The 19546-nt window shown below is 40.4% G+C and carries 15 protein-coding genes, 2 pseudogenes and 1 CRISPR repeat array; of the genes and pseudogenes, 14 read left to right on the top strand and 3 right to left on the bottom strand.

What is annotated here, in order from left to right:
• The first annotated feature begins 25 nt into the window (after positions 1–25).
• The 9 genes and pseudogenes from STRDD13_RS03865 to cas2 all read left to right on the top strand — a co-directional run bounded on the left by STRDD13_RS03865 (position 26) and on the right by cas2 (position 11217).
• The gene (locus tag STRDD13_RS03865; RefSeq protein ID WP_067102116.1) at positions 26–688 is read left to right on the top strand and encodes a helix-hairpin-helix domain-containing protein; all 663 of its coding nucleotides are present in this window, start codon (positions 26–28) and stop codon (positions 686–688) included.
• Positions 669–2914: pseudogene (locus tag STRDD13_RS03860) on the top strand (DNA internalization-related competence protein ComEC/Rec2). Before STRDD13_RS03865 ends, STRDD13_RS03860 begins: the two are co-directional and overlap by 20 nt.
• Before the next feature lie 312 nt (positions 2915–3226).
• Positions 3227–5641, top strand: a complete 2415-nt coding sequence (locus STRDD13_RS03855) for a CRISPR-associated helicase/endonuclease Cas3 (RefSeq protein ID WP_067102113.1) — start codon at positions 3227–3229, stop codon at positions 5639–5641.
• A gap of 110 nt (positions 5642–5751) precedes the next feature.
• The gene (gene cas5c / locus STRDD13_RS03850; RefSeq protein ID WP_067102111.1) at positions 5752–6480 is read left to right on the top strand and encodes a type I-C CRISPR-associated protein Cas5c; all 729 of its coding nucleotides are present in this window, start codon (positions 5752–5754) and stop codon (positions 6478–6480) included.
• Positions 6480–8366 carry a type I-C CRISPR-associated protein Cas8c/Csd1 gene (gene cas8c, locus STRDD13_RS03845; RefSeq protein ID WP_067102108.1) on the top strand — a complete coding sequence of 629 codons (1887 nt, stop codon included), beginning with the start codon at positions 6480–6482 and terminating at the stop codon, positions 8364–8366. The genes cas5c and cas8c overlap by 1 nt, the downstream gene beginning before the upstream one ends.
• A gap of 3 nt (positions 8367–8369) precedes the next feature.
• Entirely contained in the window at positions 8370–9218 is an 849-nt protein-coding gene (gene cas7c / locus STRDD13_RS03840) for a type I-C CRISPR-associated protein Cas7/Csd2 (RefSeq protein ID WP_067102105.1), read from the top strand.
• 1 nt (position 9219) lies between these two features.
• Positions 9220–9891 (top strand): CRISPR-associated protein Cas4, encoded by a 672-nt coding sequence (gene cas4, locus STRDD13_RS03835; RefSeq protein ID WP_067102101.1) that lies wholly within the window; start codon positions 9220–9222, stop codon positions 9889–9891.
• The gene (gene cas1c / locus STRDD13_RS03830; protein WP_067102098.1) at positions 9888–10913 is read left to right on the top strand and encodes a type I-C CRISPR-associated endonuclease Cas1c; all 1026 of its coding nucleotides are present in this window, start codon (positions 9888–9890) and stop codon (positions 10911–10913) included. Before cas4 ends, cas1c begins: the two co-directional genes overlap by 4 nt.
• A 10-nt stretch (positions 10914–10923) precedes the next feature.
• Entirely contained in the window at positions 10924–11217 is a 294-nt protein-coding gene (gene cas2, locus STRDD13_RS03825; protein WP_067102095.1) for a CRISPR-associated endonuclease Cas2, read from the top strand.
• A gap of 145 nt (positions 11218–11362) precedes the next feature.
• Positions 11363–12055: direct repeats of the CRISPR family, unit length 32 nt; unit sequence GTCGCACCCTTCACGGGTGCGTGGATTGAAAT.
• A gap of 137 nt (positions 12056–12192) precedes the next feature.
• Here cas2 and STRDD13_RS08450 read toward each other — a convergent pair.
• Positions 12193–12332 (bottom strand): annotated as a pseudogene (locus STRDD13_RS08450) (transposase); the annotation flags it as partial.
• 42 nt (positions 12333–12374) lie between these two features.
• Here STRDD13_RS08450 and STRDD13_RS03820 point away from each other — a divergent pair.
• Positions 12375–12863: a polymorphic toxin type 50 domain-containing protein gene (locus STRDD13_RS03820; RefSeq protein ID WP_067102092.1), complete on the top strand. Its 489-nt coding sequence runs from the start codon at positions 12375–12377 to the stop codon at positions 12861–12863.
• Entirely contained in the window at positions 12860–13075 is a 216-nt protein-coding gene (locus STRDD13_RS03815) for a hypothetical protein (protein ID WP_067102089.1), read from the top strand. The genes STRDD13_RS03820 and STRDD13_RS03815 overlap by 4 nt, the downstream gene beginning before the upstream one ends.
• 765 nt (positions 13076–13840) lie before the next feature.
• On the opposite strand, the gene STRDD13_RS03810 is transcribed toward STRDD13_RS03815, so the two are convergent.
• Both STRDD13_RS03810 and STRDD13_RS03805 read right to left on the bottom strand, forming a co-directional pair.
• The gene (locus tag STRDD13_RS03810; protein WP_269450099.1) at positions 13841–15151 is read right to left on the bottom strand and encodes a hydroxymethylglutaryl-CoA reductase, degradative; all 1311 of its coding nucleotides are present in this window, start codon (positions 15149–15151) and stop codon (positions 13841–13843) included.
• 37 nt (positions 15152–15188) lie between these two features.
• Positions 15189–16361 (bottom strand): hydroxymethylglutaryl-CoA synthase, encoded by a 1173-nt coding sequence (locus STRDD13_RS03805; protein WP_067102083.1) that lies wholly within the window; start codon positions 16359–16361, stop codon positions 15189–15191.
• 298 nt (positions 16362–16659) lie between these two features.
• Here STRDD13_RS03805 and STRDD13_RS03800 point away from each other — a divergent pair, with 298 nt between their 5' ends.
• From STRDD13_RS03800 to STRDD13_RS03790, 3 genes are all read left to right on the top strand, one after another.
• A complete protein-coding gene (locus STRDD13_RS03800) occupies positions 16660–17352 on the top strand; it encodes a phosphoglycerate mutase (protein ID WP_067102080.1) in 693 nt (230 codons plus the stop codon).
• A gap of 213 nt (positions 17353–17565) precedes the next feature.
• Complete coding sequence (gene gloA, locus STRDD13_RS03795; protein ID WP_067102077.1) at positions 17566–17949, top strand: lactoylglutathione lyase; 384 nt, start codon at positions 17566–17568, stop codon at positions 17947–17949.
• Positions 17950–18027: 78 nt separating this feature from the next.
• Positions 18028–19449, top strand: a complete 1422-nt coding sequence (locus tag STRDD13_RS03790; protein ID WP_067102074.1) for a polysaccharide deacetylase family protein — start codon at positions 18028–18030, stop codon at positions 19447–19449.
• Positions 19450–19546 lie beyond the last annotated feature (97 nt).

Below are 19546 nucleotides of genomic sequence, written 5' to 3'. Positions count from 1 at the left end.
GCGAATTAAATAAGTGGAGGTAGAGATGGAGCAAATCATGAGTTTTTATAAGAAAAATCGAACGAGTTGTTGGGTAGGTGGAGGTCTTCTAATTTTGGGGCTGATTGTTCTAGTCATTCTCTTAGGAACCGGATCACAGAAACAAGCAGAGTCCCTTGATCAGGTGTTGACAGCGGAGACGACACAGATAGCCTCTTCCAGTCAAACAGAGCAGGAAGCAGAGACGGAGCTTGCGAGCACAAGGATACAGGTGGACGTGAAGGGAGCTGTTCAATCACCTGGCCTATATGAACTAAGCGCAGATAGCCGGGTTAATGATGCCATTCAGTTGGCGGGAGGATTTACGCAGCAGGCAGATATCAAATCGGTCAACTTAGCGCAAAAGCTAACTGATGAAGGTGTAGTGTATGTAGCGACCAAGGAAGAAGGCATCTCGGCCCTTCCATCTCCTAATGCTGCTAGTTCCGATCAGATATCCTCTTCCAAGGAAGAACGGGTTAATATCAACACCGCCACAGCTGAAGAACTGCAAACATTGACAGGAGTTGGTCAGAAAAAGGCATCGGATATTATTGCCTATAGGGAGGAAAATGGTCCCTTTCAGTCTATCGAAGACTTAAGTAAAGTATCAGGGATCGGTCAAAAGACGATTGAGAAATGGAAAGACCATGTTACAGTGGGCTCGTAAATGTCCTCTCCCCTTCCTTCAGGTCGCAGTGCTTGGTATCTGTCTTTATTATAGCTACTTTTTCCCTTCCTTTTTATTAGTAGGTGGGCTCTTGTTCCTACTTATTCAGCTTGTCCGCAATTATGGGGTCAAAATGTCTTTGTTTGTCAGTGTAGCATTACTGGCTTTTCTCGGGTTCCTCGTCTTTCGAGAAGGGATGGACCGTGAGGCAGAGGCGACCAGCGAGAGCACGCCACAGACGGTTCAAGTTCAAATGGATAGTCTCCAGGTGGATGGGGATCAACTGAGTTTTAAAGCAAAAAATGGGGATCATCTGTACCGGGCTTTTTATCGCATTTTGTCAAAAGAAGAGAAAGAGCACTACCAAACATTGACTGGTCTCATAGAATTGGAAATAGATGGGGAGCTAACAATGCCCAGTCAGGAAGGAAATTTTGAGGGCTTTTCTTATCAGGAGTATCTCCGCCACCAAGGGATTTTTCGGATACTAACGATTTCACGTATTCGATCGATGAGGCCGGTCCGAACTTGGAATTTATTGGATCATCTGAGATCGTGGAGAAGAATCTTTATCGTTTCTATTTCGGAGCGCTTTCCGGATCCGATGCGACACTATATGACCGGTTTGCTCTTTGGCTTTTTAGGCAAAGACTTTGACCAGATGAGCAATCTCTATACCAGTTTAGGGATCATTCATCTCTTTGCTTTATCCGGTATGCAGGTCGGCTTTTTTCTAGGTCTATTCCGTGGGAGTCTTCTGCGCTTGGGTGTCCGTCAGGAGATCGTTCGTTTCTTACAATTCCCTTTTTCTGTCGTTTACGCGGGCTTAACTGGTTTTTCGATCTCTGTGATTCGAGCCCTGGTCCAGTCGGTGTTTCGGGAATTAGGTCTTGGAAAGCATGAAAGTTTTGCTTGTACGCTTTTCTTTTGTCTCCTTCTAGATTATCGGATGCTACTGACTGTCGGAGGAGTTCTGACGTTTGCGTTTTCCTTTTTGTTAACGGTTGTTGATTTTTCACATCTCCAGGCAAAGAGGAAAAAAATGGTGGAAATTTTCCTGATTCCTCTCGGAACGTTTCCGATCTTGATCTATTTTTTCTCCAGTTTTCAAATACTGTCTATTCCATTAACACTGGTATTTTCTTATTTATTTGACGTACTGATCCTTCCAGGTCTCTTGTTCATTTTTCTTCTGTCTCCTGTCTTCAACTGTAGCTGGGTCAATCCTTTCTTTCAACTGCTGGAGGGGGTGATTCAACTGCTGGCACGGTTGTTTCCACGACCCTGGATTCTTGGCAAACCATCTATCCTTTGTTTCTTCCTGATGATCACTGCTTTGGTTTTGTTGCATGATTTTTATAAGGAGAAGAAGATACGAATCGTGGCGAGTCTGTTATTTGTACTGAGTATCGTGCTGACCAAATATCCCTTGGAAAATGAAGTCACCATTGTGAATGTTGGCCAAGGGGATAGTATTTTACTGAGAGACTGGCGAGGGCATACGGTATTGATTGATACAGGGGGGAAAGTCACCTTTGAGAAGGATGAGTGGAAAATTGGGTCAACGACCAGCAATGCCGAGCGAACTCTGATCCCTTATTTGCATAGCAGGGGGATCGACCGCATCGACCAGCTGATTGTGACGCATACCGATACGGATCATGTGGGAGACTTGCTAGAGGTCGCTGAATCCATCGATGTTCGAGAAATATGGGTGAGTTCTGGGAGTTTGACGCAAGAGCAATTTGTACAGCAGTTAAAGAAAGGGAATCGTGCAATTCATGTTGCAAAAGAAGGGGAGCGACTTCCTATCTTTGACAGTTATTTACAGGTTTTTAGGACCTTCTGAAAAGGGAGATGGGAAAAAATAATGATTCCATCCTTCTTTATGGCAGATTCTTTGGGACCCGCTTTTTGTTTACGGGAGATTTAGAAGAAGAAGGGGAAATCAAGCTTTTGCAACGTTATCCTCAGCTCCAGGTCGATGTCTTAAAGCTGGGTCATCATGGGTCGAAAGGCTCCTCATCAGAAGCCTTTTTAGATCAGTTGAAGCCCAAAATTGCCCTTGTGTCTGTCGGTTTGAACAATCGCTACAAACATCCGCATGAGGAGACCTTACAACGGCTCACGTCTCGTGGCATCAGTATTTATCGGACAGACCAGGATGGAGCCATTCGCCTCAAAGGCTGGAACCAATGGCAACTGGAAACTGTGCATGAGAAGTAAATCCAATCATAAAGAAAACGGAGAATGAATTTTAAAAGACTAGAGTAGGAGTGTAAAGATCGTTGTAACCGAGTCTAGAAACGAAAAAGTTTTTTTATAAGTTTGGTTCGCTCTTATTTGTACAATAATGCATTCTTAATATAATGAAGGATAACGATAGAATTCGTTGTCCTATTTTTTATTTGAGATAAATTCATCTTGTGATAATGTTTGATTCGGATGATATAAAAGACTTGTATGTCATACAAGAACATGGTAACATATTCTTGTAAACGCTATCTTTTGAGTTGGAATAATAATAGGATTGCAGTAATGATAATAGCTCATATTAATAAATTTGGACAGCAACAATCTTTAAAAGACCATCTATGCCAAGTAGCTATACAGGGAAAAGAGCAGGCCGAAGTGATAGAACAAGGAGACGTTCTTTTTTTGATAGGTTTGTATCATGATTTGGGTAAGGCAAATAGGGAATTTCAAGAGAAATTAATGAACTCACCTAAAAAACATGTTAATCATTCTTCTGCTGGATCAAGGTATTTATTTGAAAGAATTCAGGATTGTTTAAAAATGTTAACTATCCCTAAGGAAGAAAGAATTGTTTTTCAAGAGATAGTGGCCTATGTCATTTCCGCCCACCATGGGGTGTATGATATACCTTTAACTGATGAAGCTTCTGATCCAAGTTCTTTTTCTTATAATAAATTAAGGCAAAGAATAATGAGTGGTATTGAAGATAAAATCTATCGAGAGGATATTATTGCTAATGCGGAGATATTAGAAAAAGCACTTCCTGATTATGGCTATGTTGATTTAAATGACTTGATTCAAAAAGCTTTTGGTAATTATCAGCAAGCCTGGACTCAACTTTCATGCTCAGATGATTCTGAAAAAGATTTTTATAGAGGGTGCTTTGTTCGATTATACTTATCTCTTTTAAAAAATGCAGATATTCTGGATACGATAAATGCTTATGGTGTAATTGTTAATCCTCTAAGCCAAAAAGAAAAGAGCGACCTCATTAATTTCTATTTGGAAGCCATTGAAAAAAAGTATCTTAGTTTCAGCCACCCGACGACAAGATTGAATGAAGTTCGTTCACAAATTGCTGAACGAGTAAAATTTCGGGGAGAAAATGATTCGACAGGTATCTATCGTTTAGATTTGCCGACTGGTGCTGGAAAAACAAATCTCAGTATGAGATATGCTTTCCATCAATTAGTTTATCAGAACAGGTCGCGATTTTTCTATGTAACTCCTTTTTTATCTGTTTTGGAACAAAATGCATCTGAAATAAAAAAGGTAACTGGAGATAAAGGCGTGTTGGAACACCATTCTAATGTAGTGACGCAAAAAGACGATGACGATAAAAACGCCGATGAGAAAGAGAGATTGCTATCAGACTATCTCGTTGACACATGGGATAGTCCCGTTGTTCTGACATCCATGGTACAATTTTTTCAAACCTTATTTAAAACTAGATCTGCAAATATTCGTCGATTTTCAAATTTAGCAAATGCTGTTCTGGTCTTAGATGAAGTTCAATCTCTGCCCATTGAAGTGACAACGTTATTTAATTTAACCATGAATTTTTTAAATAAAGTCATGAATACAACCATTATTCTATGTACTGCAACACAACCCGCCTATGATTCTAACACAATCACCCATAAAATCTCTTATGGTGGAAAATCTGGTGAAACTGTTGATATTGTTGAGTTAACCCTTGAAGAAAGGGAAGTCTTTTCGAGAACCGAGCTAAGAAAGTTTGATGAAACTAATCAAAAATCAAGGCTTTCAGATTTAGTAGATTATGTTTTAGAAAATGATGAGTCTATTCTTGCAATTTTCAATACAAAAAAGACAGTTGATAAATTTTATACCTTGATTGAAGGATTGACAAATAGACCAATCTATCAGCTTTCGACCAATATGTGTGCGCAACACAGATTGGATGTTATTTCGGCGATGAAACAACAATTAAAAGATGGTCTACCTATTATTTGTATTAGCACACAATTAATTGAAGCCGGTGTTGACGTTGATTTTAATCGTGTTATTCGATCTTATGCAGGGATTGATTCCATTGTACAGGCTAGTGGTCGTTGCAATCGTGAGGGTAAACTTGATAAAGGTCAAGTCACCTTAATTAATCTCACAAATGAAGAAGAAAATATTTCTCGACTGAAAGAAATAAAAGCTAAGAAGGATGCAACAGAGGTCATTCTTGATAAAAGTTCATCTCCTATTGAGATTTCATCTCTAAACCATAATTTCTTTGAATATTACTATGCGAATAACCAGTCTATGATGGATTATCCCTTAAATAATGACAATGAATCAGTCTATGACTATCTAAGCAGTAATTATTACCAGAGAAAAACAAAATTTAAAGGGAAATTAAAACAGGCCTTCAAGTGTGCCGGTTTAAAAATGAACCTAATCAACAATGATACGATAGGTGTCTTGGTTCCTTATGGAGATGCTATTGAGAAACTACAGTTTTTAGAGGAATTATGTTTGTCAGATTACCCCTCGGACGAAGAGTATCAAACAATAAAAACTTTCTTGAGAGAACTGCAACCCTATACAGTTAGTGTTCGTGAACATGATCCTGTTTTAGAAGCTACAAAAACCTATCTGGATGGGCAAATCCGGATATTGTCAGATGGCTATTATGATGAGAAGAAAGGTATTACCTTAGAAAGAGGAAGTTTTCTACTATAAAATGAAATAGGCCAACGAGTCAGTAGAGAATTTCGTTATGATGGGAAAAATTACTAACTTTTAAAATTTTTAGTGCTAAGATTATAAAATTACAGAAGGAGGTTTTCACTTTGTACAGGTCAAGAAATTTCTATGTTAGAGTTCGTGGAGATCGGGCGCTTTTCACGAGTCCTGCCACTAAAGGCGGAAGCGAAAGATCATCGTACTCAGTTCCAACTAGACAAGCACTGCAAGGCATGATTGATAGCATCTATCATAAGCCAACATTTACAAATATTGTGACTGAGGTTAAGGTGGTCAATCAGATTCAGACAGAGCTACACGGTGTCCGTGCTTTGTTGCATGACTATAGTGCCGATTTGAGCTATGTGTCCTATTTGAGTGATGTGGAGTACCTTGTAAAATTTCATTTTATATGGAATGAAAATCGTGAAGATTTAATGCAAGATAGGCTACCTAACAAACACGAGGCCATTATGCAACGCTCGATTCGAAAAGGTGGACGGCGAGATGTTTTTCTTGGTACAAGAGAGTGCTTTGGTTTGGTAGATGAAATTAGTCAGGAAGAATATGAAACGATTCCTTCTTACTACGATGGAATTTCAATCGATTTAGGCATTATGTTTCATTCGTTTGCCTATCCGACTGATAAAGAAACGCCTTTGAAGTCATATTTTTCTAAGACAGTAATGAACAATGGTGTGATTAAGTTTAAGCCTCAGTCTGAGTGTGAGATTGAAAATACTCTGTCTAGTTACGTATTTAAAACGCCTGGTCATATTAAATCAGTTGACGAAGAATATAAAGAATATGAAGCCATAGAGAAAGGGGAAAACTAATGGATTTTTTTACTTCTCTCTTACATGCTTATGAAAAAGCAGAAGAAACAGGTTTAGTTGATCAACAAGATGGAAACAGTGGGACTGTTTTGTTGCCGATTTATCATACTAGTTTGAAGTCAAATGGGAAGAATATTATCTCGGTAAAATTAAATCAGGATGGTAGTTTTTATAAGGCGGAAGTCATGGGTGAAAATCAAACCATTATCTTTCCGGTAACTTCAGATTCTGTTGCAAGGTCAGGTTCTAGTCCTGCTCCTCATCCGCTGGTGGATAAGTTTTCTTATTATGTGTCTGAAGAAAGCCAATCGCAGTATGATAAATTTCATGATCAATTATCCAATTGGATTGATGTTTGCGAAGAGGATGAGGTTAAAGGATTTTTGAAAAGGATTCAACAATTTATTCTTCGACCGGATTTTTTAAGTCATATTCTTCACTCTTTATTTGGTAGGCAATATCAAAGAGAAGGTTTGAAAATTACCTATCCTGACTCTACTGGAAAAAACAAAACGATTGATTTATCAGCTTATTTCTTAGAGTTTACAGTTGTACAATTTCATGGTTTTAAAGATGAATCAGTAACTAGTTATAAAGCATTGCATCAATCATTTATTTCGTTAGTAACAGCTAATCGTGACAATTTGGGGACCTGTAATATTAGTGGACAAACGGAGCAAATTACCAATAAACATCGAGGACTGATGGGAAATGCTAAAATCATTTCGGTTAGTAATAAAGGCGAAGCCTATAAAGGACGTTTTAAGGAGCGGGAAGATGTTTTTAGTGTTGGCTATGAAACTTCAGAAAAAATCCATTTGATGATTAAGTATCTGTTGGAGAATAATAATAGCAACGCCTGGATTGCTTCGTCACAATACTTGATTAATTGGTTTAGTGATGATTTAGTGAATGAGAGCCAATTGGATATTGTAAATCCAGCTTTTAATGATTTGTTTGAAGATGCTGAAGACGAAGAAGACGCTCTGGTTTCCATCAAACCAAATGAAGAAAATAGACAAATAGGTTCTTCATTTATCAAGGGGCGAAAATTATTTGGTGAAGAAGCAACCTACAATGTTGCAATACTGAATAAAACAAGCAATGGCCGTATTGCATTAAAATATTTCCGCCAATTACAAGCTTCCCAATTATTGAAAAATCTGAAAACTTGGCAAGAAAATTATTCTTGGGAAGTCAGAACTAAGGCAGGAAACTATAAATTAAAAACACCAACTTTTAATGAAATAATCAATGTTGCATACGGTGTTGATAGAGAACGTTATTTAGAATTAGACAATGATGCTTTTCGAAGTGATCAATATCAGAAATTAGTAACTGCTTTGATTGATGGAAAACCAATACCAAATACTCTTGTTAAAAAAATAGAAGACAACATCAAGCAAAGACAAAAATATTCTAAACACTGGTATCAAGTGCAACAAGTTAGTTTAGCGATTTTACACAAACAATATGGAAGGGAGTTTACTCCAATGTTAGACCATCAAGAAACAGACCGTTCTTATTTATTTGGGCGCTTGCTTGCAATTTATGAACTGTTCGAAGCACAGCGTTATGCTTTAGATGGTGGCAGTCAAGAACGTATCACAAATGCTGAGCGGTATTGGAATGCTTATACAGGTCAACCAGCTAAGATGATGAATCACTTAGAAAATAAAATTAAGACTTATGAGGAAGTGTTGAAGCTGAATAGACCAGGCCTTTGGCATAAACTGGAAAAGGAAAGAGAAGAAATTATTCAACTCTTGACACCAATGTTTGCTCATAAGGACTTTACACAGCCATTAGATTATAAATTTATCTTTGGCTACTATGCTGAAAAACAATTTTATTACACTAAACAAACTAAAGAAAACGAGGGATAAGATATGTTGGAACACAAAATTGATTTCATGGTAACAGTTGAAGTGAAAGAAGCTAATGCAAATGGTGATCCCTTATCGGGAAATATGCCTAGAACAGATGCCAAAGGTTATGGTTTGATGAGTGATGTTTCAATTAAACGCAAAATCAGAAATCGTATGCAAGACATGGGGCAGTCTATATTTGTACAGGCAGGAGATCGTATTGAAGACGATTTTAAGTCTTTGGAAAAACGTTTCTCAAATCAATTTGAAGCAAAAACCCCTGACAGTGAAATTGAAGAAAAAGCCAATCAATTATGGTTAGATGTCCGTTCTTTTGGTCAAGTCTTTACTTATTTAAAAAAATCAATTGGCGTACGCGGTCCAGTTTCCATCAGTATGGCGAAGTCCCTAGACCCAATCGTCATCTCCAGTCTGCAAATCACCCGTAGCACTAATGGTATGGAAGCTAAAAATGAAAGCGGGCGTTCATCTGATACCATGGGAACTAAACATTTCGTAGACTATGGTGTTTATGTCATCAAAGGTTCGATTAATCCAAATTTTGCTGAAAAAACAGGATTCTCTAATGAAGATGCCGAGGTCATTAAGGAAGCCCTCATCAGTCTTTTTGAAAATGACGCATCTTCTGCACGCCCTGAAGGTTCTATGCGGGTAAGAGAAGTATTCTGGTTTACTCATTCTAATAAGTTAGGAAATGTCTCCAGCGCGCGTGTTTTTGACTTGTTTGAATTTGACGAAGAAAAACAAGATAAGGATAGTTACGAAGATTATGGTATTCATCTCAATCAAGAAAAATTGTCAGAATATGAAACTAAAGGACTGAAAGTTGATGTTTTAGAAGGACTGTAAGATGGCTTATGCTGAAAGTGACTATTTGATGTTGTCTGGTATTCAGCATTTCCAATTCTGCAAGCGCCAATGGAGTTTGATTCATATTGAGCAACAGTGGGCTGAAAACGAAGCGACAGCTCATGGGCAAATTTTGCATCAAAAAGCAGATAATCCCTATATAAAAGAAAAGCGCAAAGATATCATCACCTCACGAGCCATGCATGTCTCATCAAAGGAACTTGGACTATATGGGATTTTAGATGTAGTTGAATTTTACAAAGATGAAGAAGGTATCTCTCTAAAAGGAAAACGTGGGAAATGGTTACCTGTCATTGTGGAATACAAACGAGGAAAACCGAAAAGAGACAATCGTGATATTGTTCAGCTGGTTGCCCAAACAATTTGCCTTGAAGAAACATTAGGTTGTCATATTGAAAAGGGGTATCTTTATTATCATAGTGTCAATCAAAAAAAGCTAATTGTGATGACTTCTGATTTGCGTCAAGAAGTAGCTGAGCTAGCTTGTCAAATGCATGAATATTATGATAAAAAGTTGATTCCAAAAGCTGAGTATTTTAAAAATTGCCAACTGTGTTCTTTGGTTGATATTTGCATGCCCCGTTTAAGCAAAAAGACACGCAATATTGACAATTACATTTTCCAAGCGCTGAAAAGTGAGGAAAGCTTATGAAAAAGCTGTTGAATACTTTATATTTGACACAAGATAACTTTTATTTAACGCGTGAAAGGGATAATATTGTTATTAAGCAAGAAGGAAAAGTGGTTCATCGATTTCCTTATCGCATTATTGATGGTATTGTTTGCTTTTCGTATTTGGGCGCCTCACCGGCACTTATAGAGCTTTGTACAGAACATCAAATCAATTTGTCTTTCCACACCCCACAAGGACGTTTTTGCGGGCGTTATGTAGGACGCACAAATGGGAGCGTTTTATTGCGGAGACTTCATTATCGTTTGGCAGATGATGAACAATCACTAGACTATGCAAAGCGCTTTATTCTTGCAAAGATTTCAAATTCCAGAAAGTACCTTCTACGATTCAAGCGAGATCATAGAGATAGGGTCGACTCTCAACTTTTTGAAGAGATAAACACAGAGTTGACCTGGGCATTAGAAGAAGTTCAAGCAGCCTCAGACAAGGACTCGTTGTTGGGAATAGAAGGACAGGCAGCTAATCAATACTTTCGGATTTTTAATGATTTAGTATTGACGGATAAGGAAACCTTTCAGTTTAAAGGTCGCACCAGACGGCCTCCAATGGATTGTGTCAATGCCCTTCTCTCATTTGGTTATAGCTTATTAACGAATGAATGCCAGTCAGCTCTAGAAGCGGTTGGCTTAGATAGTTATGTCGGTTTCTTTCACACAGATAGACCTGGTCGTGCGAGCTTAGCACTGGATTTGGTGGAGGAATTTCGTTCTTTTATCGTTGACCGCTTTGTCTTTTCTCTGATTAATAAGGGACAATTAACCAAGAAAGATTTTGACTACAAGGAAAATGGTAGTGTTATATTAACAGAAAAAGGCCGTGCAACCTTTATTGAAGCCTGGCAAAAACGAAAACACACAGAGGTTGAACATCCTTTTACGAAGGAAAAGGTAAAATTGATGTTATTACCTTATGTTCAGGCTCAGTTATTGGCTAAAGCGATTCGCGGGGAATTGGAATCCTATCCTCCATTTTTAATATAGGAGTTGCTATATGATGGTATTAGTAACGTATGATGTGAATACGGAAACTGTAAAAGGTAGGAAAAGACTGCGTCAGGTCGCAAAAGTTTGTGTGGATTATGGACAGCGTGTTCAAAACTCCGTTTTTGAATGTTCAGTCACTCCTGCCGAATTTGTTGAAATAAAAAGTGAACTCTTGTCAATTATTGATTCAGAATCTGACAGTATTCGTTTTTACTTACTTGGTAAAAATTGGCAGAATCGGGTTGAGACGCTTGGTCGAGATGACAGCTATGATCCTGATGTTGGAGTTTTACTTTTGTGAAAATTAAGTGCGAATCTAGGTTAAACATCAAACCTTGGGAGATTCGCGCGAAAAAATGTTGTTATAGTGATGAAAATCTATGTTTTATTACGAGATGTGGGGAATAAAACTTTGAATTTTGTCACAAACGGTGCAATATCGCGCCGTCGCACCCTTCACGGGTGCGTGGATTGAAATTAGTTATTTAACCTCACATTCAACCTTGAAGTTGTCGCACCCTTCACGGGTGCGTGGATTGAAATTGATTATATTATATCACGGTATGCCGTGAGTGTCAGTCGCACCCTTCACGGGTGCGTGGATTGAAATCAAGTTGATTTACAATCTGGTTATCATGCTCCAATGTCGCACCCTTCACGGGTGCGTGGATTGAAATGTTTTACTTAGGATTGGAACAGGGATCTCCGCTGGTCGCACCCTTCACGGGTGCGTGGATTGAAATTACCGTCTTAGACGTTTTCAAAACATATACAGTGGTCGCACCCTTCACGGGTGCGTGGATTGAAATATTTTTAAAGAATTTAGGGTCAATTATTGTTCCGTCGCACCCTTCACGGGTGCGTGGATTGAAATCTTGAGGGGTCCCGTCCGAGGCCTTGGAAGCTCCGGTCGCACCCTTCACGGGTGCGTGGATTGAAATGGAACAATCCCCAAGGAATATATCCCTGGTGAAAGTCGCACCCTTCACGGGTGCGTGGATTGAAATCATCTGGATTCCGTCCTACAGGGTCCAAACTCGGAGTCGCACCCTTCACGGGTGCGTGGATTGAAATAAGGTATTTAAGACGGGTAAAAATAGAAATGTTGTCGCACCCTTCACGGGTGCGTGGATTGAAATAGTTTTTGTTAAAAATGGAAAATAGAGTTTGGAGAAAGACTAGGATACTAGCTAAAAATAAAATCACACCGCTTTCGCTTCTATATCAGAAGCAAGGCTTTTTTTCGCTCTTTGCCAACTATAGTGGTTAGAAAAAGTTAACATCTGGAGATGACCAAGTTGGTTTTCTCCTTTTTGATGTTGAGAGCGATGAGAATTCTAGTGTTAAAGTTGTCAAAGTTGCGGAAACCAAAGGTATTTACTTGATGAATTTGATGAGGTTCTTGGTAGCTTCCAATAGGACTTATTTTTTCTGGTTGCTAACTAGAATGGATTAGAAGTGGATAACTACGCTAGATCAGTCATCAAAACAACCATTATGCGTGCTTACCGTGAACTAGCTAAACTGGAAAAGCACAGGGCGGAACAAAAAGAAATGCGTGAAAAATTTATTTCATCCGTCAAAAGTGGTATAATTAAGACAGAAATAAATAGCGAGCATTTTGAAAGACACATCAGAGGCACCAAAGGCTATGAGGAGTACTTAGCTCAAAACCTATCCAATGGCAAGCATCCACCAAGCTATCTGACAATCACTAAAGAGGAGTGCCAAGCACTTATTGACAGATACGCAGGTACTGGACAATTCAAGTACAATCCGAAATCAACCAAAATGCAGGAAATCATCTCACAAATCAAACCTATAGGGACGTATATAGACCCTAGAACTGGTGAAGTTATTGAGAACGTTACTGATTTCCGTATTCATTACAGTAAGACTGGCGCTCATATTGTGCCAACTATCAAAGGGAAAGGAAACAGTAAATGAGTAAGCGACTTTGGAACTACCTACGCTCAAAAGTTCAGGCAGTCAATAGCGATGGCGAAATCATCAAGGGTGTTGTCACAGATTTTGTTGATGAAATGGACAATGATGAACAAGACGAAATCACTATCCTCATTGACAATCCTAGTACTGATGGCCCCACAGAGGTCTCCCTCTTTGAGAGTGACATCATTTCAATCCAAGTAATCAATTAGCACTTAGTTCGATCTAGGTGCTTTTCTTATGCGCTCAAAAGGAACAGAGGGATTTTGATTTGTGTCTTCTCCACTCTGAGCAGGTTCGAGTCCTGCAGGGCGCTTAGACTTTATCCGCAGTCGGTAAAGAAGGGAATATCAAAAGGCAGGAGGCCTATCGTGGCAGAAGAAATCCAACATACTGACCAGGCAGTTGAAAACGAAGTTCAGGTGGGTTAGGGTTCGCAATTATAAAAGACGGCGAAAAATTGATAGATATTTTAAAACCGAATAAAAAATAAAGGTGACCCACCGCCTCCACAGCAAACTGCTTCATGGGCGTTAGACCACCTTTACTTAACTTAATTATAATTCACAATGAGTTTATTAATATTTTTAAAAGAAAAAAATAAGCGATATTGCTCAGTCCCGCACAGCCAACTGGCCATAGGTGCAGAGTGTCAATATCACTTATCTTATCTAAATTATACATCTTTTTTATTTAAAATCAATATGAAGTCGTAGTAATACGGCTTTTTATTTTGCCTTTATCGGCAGTCGGTAAAGAAGGGAATATCAAAAGTCAGGAGGCCTATCGTGGCAGAAAAAATTCAACCTACTGACCAGGCAGTTGACCCTGGAGAAAACCAAGTGCAAGAAAGCACAGAACAAACCAGGACATTCACTCAAGAAGAAGTGACCGGCCTGGTAGCAAAAGAGTCCAAGAAAGCGCAAAAAAAGCAGTTTACTATCAGAAGTCGAGTAAACCACTTGTTCAATCTATGTTTAAGATTTCCGAAGATTAGCCAGGAGTTCTTGGGCGGTTGCCAGGTTCATATGGGGAGATTGGAGGAGCTGTTTGGAAAGGACCTCTACCTCGTGTGGAGCAGCTCCAGCCTGCATTGCTAAAGAGCGTGCCTGCAATTTCATATGACCAGCTTGGATGCCCGTGCTGACCAAGGCCCGTAGAGCCGCAAAGTTTTGACAAAGACCTAAAGAGGCAATCATTCCTGCTAATGTTCGAGCGTCTGGGAAGCCAAGTAATTCCAAAGATAACTTGACTTTCGGATTCAGTCCAATCGATGCTCCAACTGTAGCGATGGGCATAGGAAGGGAAAGTTGACCGACTAACTCCTCACCTTCAATGGACCATGTCGAAAGACCACGGTATTGACCATCTCTGCTAGCAAAAGCATGGGCGCCAGCCTCAATAGCTCGGAAGTCATTACCAGTAGCGAGGACGAGGGCGTCTATGCCGTTGAAGATCCCTTTGTTGTGCGTCGCAGCTCGGTAAGGATCGATTTGGGCCAGATGACTGGCGAGTTGGATCCGTTCTGCTAGTTGCTGAGCTTCCTTGGGATTGGCATGTAAGCGTCGAAGGGGAAGACGACAGGAGGCGCTGACGACAGAATCCGTTGCGTAATTAGAGAGAATCCCCATCAAGGCTCTTCCACCAGTTAGGGATTCTAAATGGGGGATGAGTGCTTCAAGCATGGTATTGAGGATGTTCGCTCCCATAGCCTCTTGGACATCTACATGAAGGTACACAATCAAAAAGAGGTCCTTTTCTTCTACATGAAGGCTACGGCATCCGCCTCCCCGCTTTTGGATGGATGGGTAGGCCAGATTGGCATAATTTATTAGCTCTTGGGCCTGTTTTTGAATGGCTCTCTTTGCTTTCATCTTGTCAGAAATCTGATAAAGAGGGATTTGCCCAATCATTTGCCTACATTCTTGCTGGTAGGTGAATCCACCAGAACGAGAGATTATCTTTGCAGCAAAGCTTGCAGCCGCGACTACGGAAGGTTCCTCAGTAACCATAGGAAGCAGATAGTCTTTGCCATTAATAGTGATTTCTGGGAGAAGGGCATAGGGAAGACTAAAGGTTCCGATTTGGTTTTCAACCATATTTTCCGCGATGTCTGGGGATAAATTTCGGTCTTCTGTTAAGGTCGCTTGACTCTCTTCGGAAAGCCCACCGATTTGTCGTAAAATCTGGAGTCGATCGACCCTCGATTTTTTACTAAATCCTGAAAATTTGCTCATTCCAATTCCTTTTCGGGTTTTTGATAGAAAAATAGAGATCTGCGACCTCATGCTGATCGGAGGTAGTCAAGATCTCTGAAGGATGGTCCTATCGATCAGATAGGGGGTGATGGTAGATTCGTTTATGCTCGATGATCTGCACTAATTCATAGTCAGATGGTTCTTGGCTTAGCAGTGGAGAAGTCCCAGTTGCATCTAGTTGAATTTCTTCAAAGAAGCTTGTTTCATATTCCTCGATACTGAGCCGTCTGCGATTCTGAAGTTCTTGCAAGCGGGTGGTCGATAAGTGTTTTTCATATCCTTCTACTAATTGCCCGCTAAAAATTTCACAGACAGCTCCAGAACCGTAGCTGTAAAAGAGGATATGGTTACCAGCATGTAACTCCTGGCTGTTTTCAAGTAAAGACAGCAAAGAAAGGAAAAGGGAACCGGTATAGATATTCCCGACGAGCTGGTTGTATCGAATGGCTTCCATAAAGCGGTCAGTCAAACGCTCCAAGTTTTCTTTTTCCTTTCGAGCAATCTTTTGGAGGCCTTTGAGTCCTTGCTTGGAAAATGGAATATGAAAGACCATTGCATCAATATCCGACAAGGTTCGGCCAGTCCGCTTTTGATACTCCGCAAAGCTGGTTTTAAGGCAGTCAATGTATTGGACAGTTGAAAACCTTCCATCCACCTCTGGAAAGGCAGCATAATTCGGTCTCCAAAAGTCCATAACATCCCGCGTTAGGCAGACATTGTCCGTCTGAAGTTGTAAAATGCGTGGATCAGCTGAAACCAGCATGGCAATGGCGCCAGCTCCCTGTGTCGGTTCTCCACTTGAATGAAGGCCATAACGAGCGATATCGCTGGCTAGGACCAGGACTTTAGACTGTGGAGACTGCTCAATATGAGCTCTCGCAAGACTAAGAGCAGCAGTGGCTCCATAACAGGCTTCTTTGATTTCGATAGAACGGGCAAAGGGCTGGATCCCCAACAAGTGGTGGACAAAGACAGCGCTGGCCTTGCTTTGGTCGATGCCAGATTCGGTCCCGACAATCACCATGTCGATGGCCTTTTTGTCTTCCTCAGTCAATATATCCTTTGCAGCGCGTGAAGCGAGGGTCACGATATCTTCGGTGACCCGAGTGACAGACATGTGGTGCTGTAAAAGCCCAATTGTATATTTCTCCGGATCTACACCTCTGGCTTGGGCAAGGTCCGCTAAGTCTAGATAAGTATTCGAAGTGGCAAAACCAATCTTATCGATGCCAATATTCATGAGTTTATTCCTTTGATAAATTCAAGGTTTTGACTGGTTGTGTCAGAAATAGAAGCTTCTATTTTCTTTAAGCAAACAAGCTACTCATCCTTGAATGATTTGATGTTTCTAATTCAATCTCCTTATTATACCATTTTTAAGGATTTTTGCAGGAAGTTGAAATAGGTCTATAGGCTGAATTTTCTATGAGGGAAATGAAAACGCAAACAGAGGTAGATTCGGCTAGCTTTTTTCCCTTTTTTGGGTAAAATAGAACAGTAAATGGGCAAAGGCCCAAAATATAAAGGAGACTTTTACAATGGTAAAATTGGTTTTTGCTCGCCACGGTGAGTCTGAATGGAACAAAGCTAACCTTTTCACTGGTTGGGCTGATGTTGATTTGTCTGAAAAAGGGACACAACAAGCGATCGACGCTGGTAAATTGATCAAAGAAGCTGGGATCGAATTTGACCAAGCTTACACTTCAGTCTTGAAACGTGCGATCAAAACAACAAACTTGGCTCTTGAAGCTGCTGACCAATTGTGGGTTCCAGTTGAAAAATCATGGCGCTTGAACGAACGTCATTATGGTGGCTTGACTGGTAAAAACAAAGCAGAAGCAGCAGAAGAATTTGGAGATGAACAAGTTCATATCTGGCGTCGTTCATATGATACATTGCCACCAGCAATGCCACGTGATGACGAAAACTCTGCTCATGCGGATCGTCGCTATGCATCCTTGGACGACTCTGTTATTCCAGATGCAGAAAACTTGAAAGTAACCTTGGAACGTGCCCTTCCTTTCTGGGAAGATAAAATTGCGCCAGCTTTGAAAGATGGGAAAAACGTATTTGTAGGCGCACACGGAAACTCTATCCGCGCTCTTGTGAAGCACATCAAACAATTGTCTGATGACGAGATTATGGATGTTGAAATTCCAAACTTCCCACCATTGGTTTTCGAATTCGACGAAAAATTGAATGTGACTGCGGAGTACTACCTCGGCAAATAACATAAAAAGGTTCCATGAACCTTTTTATTTTTCCCTTGCGTGGAGAGAATGGATCAATTGGAGATGCGCCGGCTTTGAAAGATAGGGAAAACAGCTTGAGAATAGCTTTTAATCAGCTGTTACACCAATCCCGAATTTTTCTGTAACAAAACGATAATATTGCTGGTCGTTACTTGTAAATATGATATAATTAAAGGAAAAAAGGAGACAAATATGGGTGCAGTTCATATGTTACATGCTTGTTTACGAGTAGAGAATTTAGAAGCCTCGATTGCTTTTTATGAGAAAGCTTTTGGATTTAAAGAAACACGTCGAAAAGAATATCCAGAGCATCGATTTAGCTTGGTTTACATGGCCCTTCCTGGGGAGTCGTTTGAGATTGAATTGACCTATAACGATGGTCATGGACCCTATACGATTGGGGATGGCTTTTCGCATTTAGCCTTGTCCTCAGATGACTTAGAAGGAGACCATGCCAAGCATAAAGCTTTAGGGTATCCTACTACGGACATTTCTGGTCTTCCGGGGAACCCAGGTCACTATTACTTTGTGACAGATCCAGATGGATATCGGATGGAAGTCATTCGTGCCGATTAAAGCTGGTGACGGGGCGTTGAGGGATTCCTATTATTGAGAATGGATCGAAAGAGTATGCACTAGATTGAAGAGTACACCATGCTAAGAAAAAATACTTTTATCATTTTATTTGACATTATTGCTTTTATCGTACTAGTTTTTACCGCCTATCAGCTGTATACTGTATGGCAAACTCATCAAGTGGAAACTTATTTGAGCAGTCGACAGGAGGAGTTGGCGGGAGATCAGACGGTACGTCAGGAGGGAAAGGTCGGAACGACCTATGTGACAGCCTATATCCCAAAAAATAAGGCCAACGAAGAAATCCCAGCTTTGAAAGAAATCATTCTGTCGCAGGTCCATGCTGATCTTGGTCAAACCAAGCCCAAAGATAAGGTAACGGATTTTTATTATATTACGGCTCAAACGACAAGCAGTGACCTCAAGGACATCACAGCCTACCAGCTTGTATCTGTCAAGGATCAGAAAAAAGGCCAATCAATCGAAAAAGGAGAGCGGGTGACTCATTCACCTGTTTACTTCACCTCCAACATGAAGCGCTTTAGTTTTGCAGACTTGTTTGAACATACAGACCTGGCCCAAGAGGTACTGTTGACTCGAATCCAAGAAGAGCTAAACAAGACGAGTCTATCAGATACGGACAAGCAGGAAAAATTAGCCCAAGCCAAACAGTTAAAACTAGCTGATTTGGATTTTACTTACAAGGATAGCCAGCTAGTCATCTCCCTGCCGGAAAAGACAGTTGGTCTCGCTACTGTCCAGATTCCAATCGGGCAGTTGTTTGATTGTATCCATTCGCAATATCTGACAGATAAGGATCAGACCTCTTATCAGCAAGCCCAGGAAATCAAACGACAACAAGAAGCTCAGGCCAATGCTGGTGGCGGAGAAAAGGTGATTGCCTTGACCTTCGATGATGGTCCAAGTGCAGAAACGACGCCAGGATTACTCGATATATTGAAGAAGTACCAAGTCAAAGCCACCTTCTTTATTGTCGGAAAACATGTTGCTGGCAATGAAGCCATCTTGAAAAGGGAGCTGGCAGAAGGCCATGAATTGTCCAACCACTCCTGGAGTCATCCCAATTTATTGGAATTGTCGACCTCAGATGCGGTGGCTGAGATCACCAAGACCCAAGAGGCCATTAAAGGGGCGACGGGCTACACGCCGAAGAATTTCCGTCCTCCTTATGGAAATGTGAACCAAGCGATTTTAAATGCTTTGGATATCCCTGCGATTTACTGGTCTGTTGACTCAGAAGATTGGAAGAGCCACAGTACGCCAGCTATCATGTCTCAGGTGAAAGCCCAGTCTGCTCCGGGAGGAATCATCCTCATGCATGATATCCATGCGACATCTGTTGCGGCGGTTCCCCAAGTGATTGAATACCTAAAGAGTCAAGGCTATCGCTTTGTGACAGTTAGTGAACTATATGGTAATAAGCTTAAAAAAGGGAAGATTTACTATGATCGGCAAAATTATGGTCCGGCTTCCCAATAAAAAAATGAGAGGGGGACAGAAATCGGTCATTCGTTAGAATTCGATTTCGTCGTCCCACCTCCGCACGGTTGAGTAGGGATTTATAAGCTGATGAAAT

The organism is Streptococcus sp. DD13 (assembly GCF_001578875.1).
In the GTDB taxonomy this organism is placed as follows: Bacteria; Bacillota; Bacilli; order Lactobacillales; family Streptococcaceae; genus Streptococcus.
Note: the sequence above shows the minus strand (reverse complement) of the source record. Positions and strands in the feature narration are given on the sequence as shown.

Bases quoted from the DNA above. Each gene is read 5' to 3' on its own strand.
- STRDD13_RS03865 (WP_067102116.1), top strand. From the start codon at position 26: ATGGAGCAAATCATGAGTTTTTATAAGAAAAATCGAACGAGTTGTTGG.
- STRDD13_RS03855 (WP_067102113.1), top strand. From the start codon at position 3,227: ATGATAATAGCTCATATTAATAAATTTGGACAGCAACAATCTTTAAAA.
- cas8c (WP_067102108.1), top strand. From the start codon at position 6,480: ATGGATTTTTTTACTTCTCTCTTACATGCTTATGAAAAAGCAGAAGAA.
- cas7c (WP_067102105.1), top strand. From the start codon at position 8,370: ATGTTGGAACACAAAATTGATTTCATGGTAACAGTTGAAGTGAAAGAA.
- cas4 (WP_067102101.1), top strand. From the start codon at position 9,220: ATGGCTTATGCTGAAAGTGACTATTTGATGTTGTCTGGTATTCAGCAT.
- cas1c (WP_067102098.1), top strand. From the start codon at position 9,888: ATGAAAAAGCTGTTGAATACTTTATATTTGACACAAGATAACTTTTAT.
- cas2 (WP_067102095.1), top strand. From the start codon at position 10,924: ATGATGGTATTAGTAACGTATGATGTGAATACGGAAACTGTAAAAGGT.
- STRDD13_RS03815 (WP_067102089.1), top strand. From the start codon at position 12,860: ATGAGTAAGCGACTTTGGAACTACCTACGCTCAAAAGTTCAGGCAGTC.
- STRDD13_RS03810 (WP_269450099.1), bottom strand. From the start codon at position 15,151: ATGAGGTCGCAGATCTCTATTTTTCTATCAAAAACCCGAAAAGGAATT.
- STRDD13_RS03805 (WP_067102083.1), bottom strand. From the start codon at position 16,361: ATGAATATTGGCATCGATAAGATTGGTTTTGCCACTTCGAATACTTAT.
- STRDD13_RS03800 (WP_067102080.1), top strand. From the start codon at position 16,660: ATGGTAAAATTGGTTTTTGCTCGCCACGGTGAGTCTGAATGGAACAAA.
- gloA (WP_067102077.1), top strand. From the start codon at position 17,566: ATGGGTGCAGTTCATATGTTACATGCTTGTTTACGAGTAGAGAATTTA.
- STRDD13_RS03790 (WP_067102074.1), top strand. From the start codon at position 18,028: ATGCTAAGAAAAAATACTTTTATCATTTTATTTGACATTATTGCTTTT.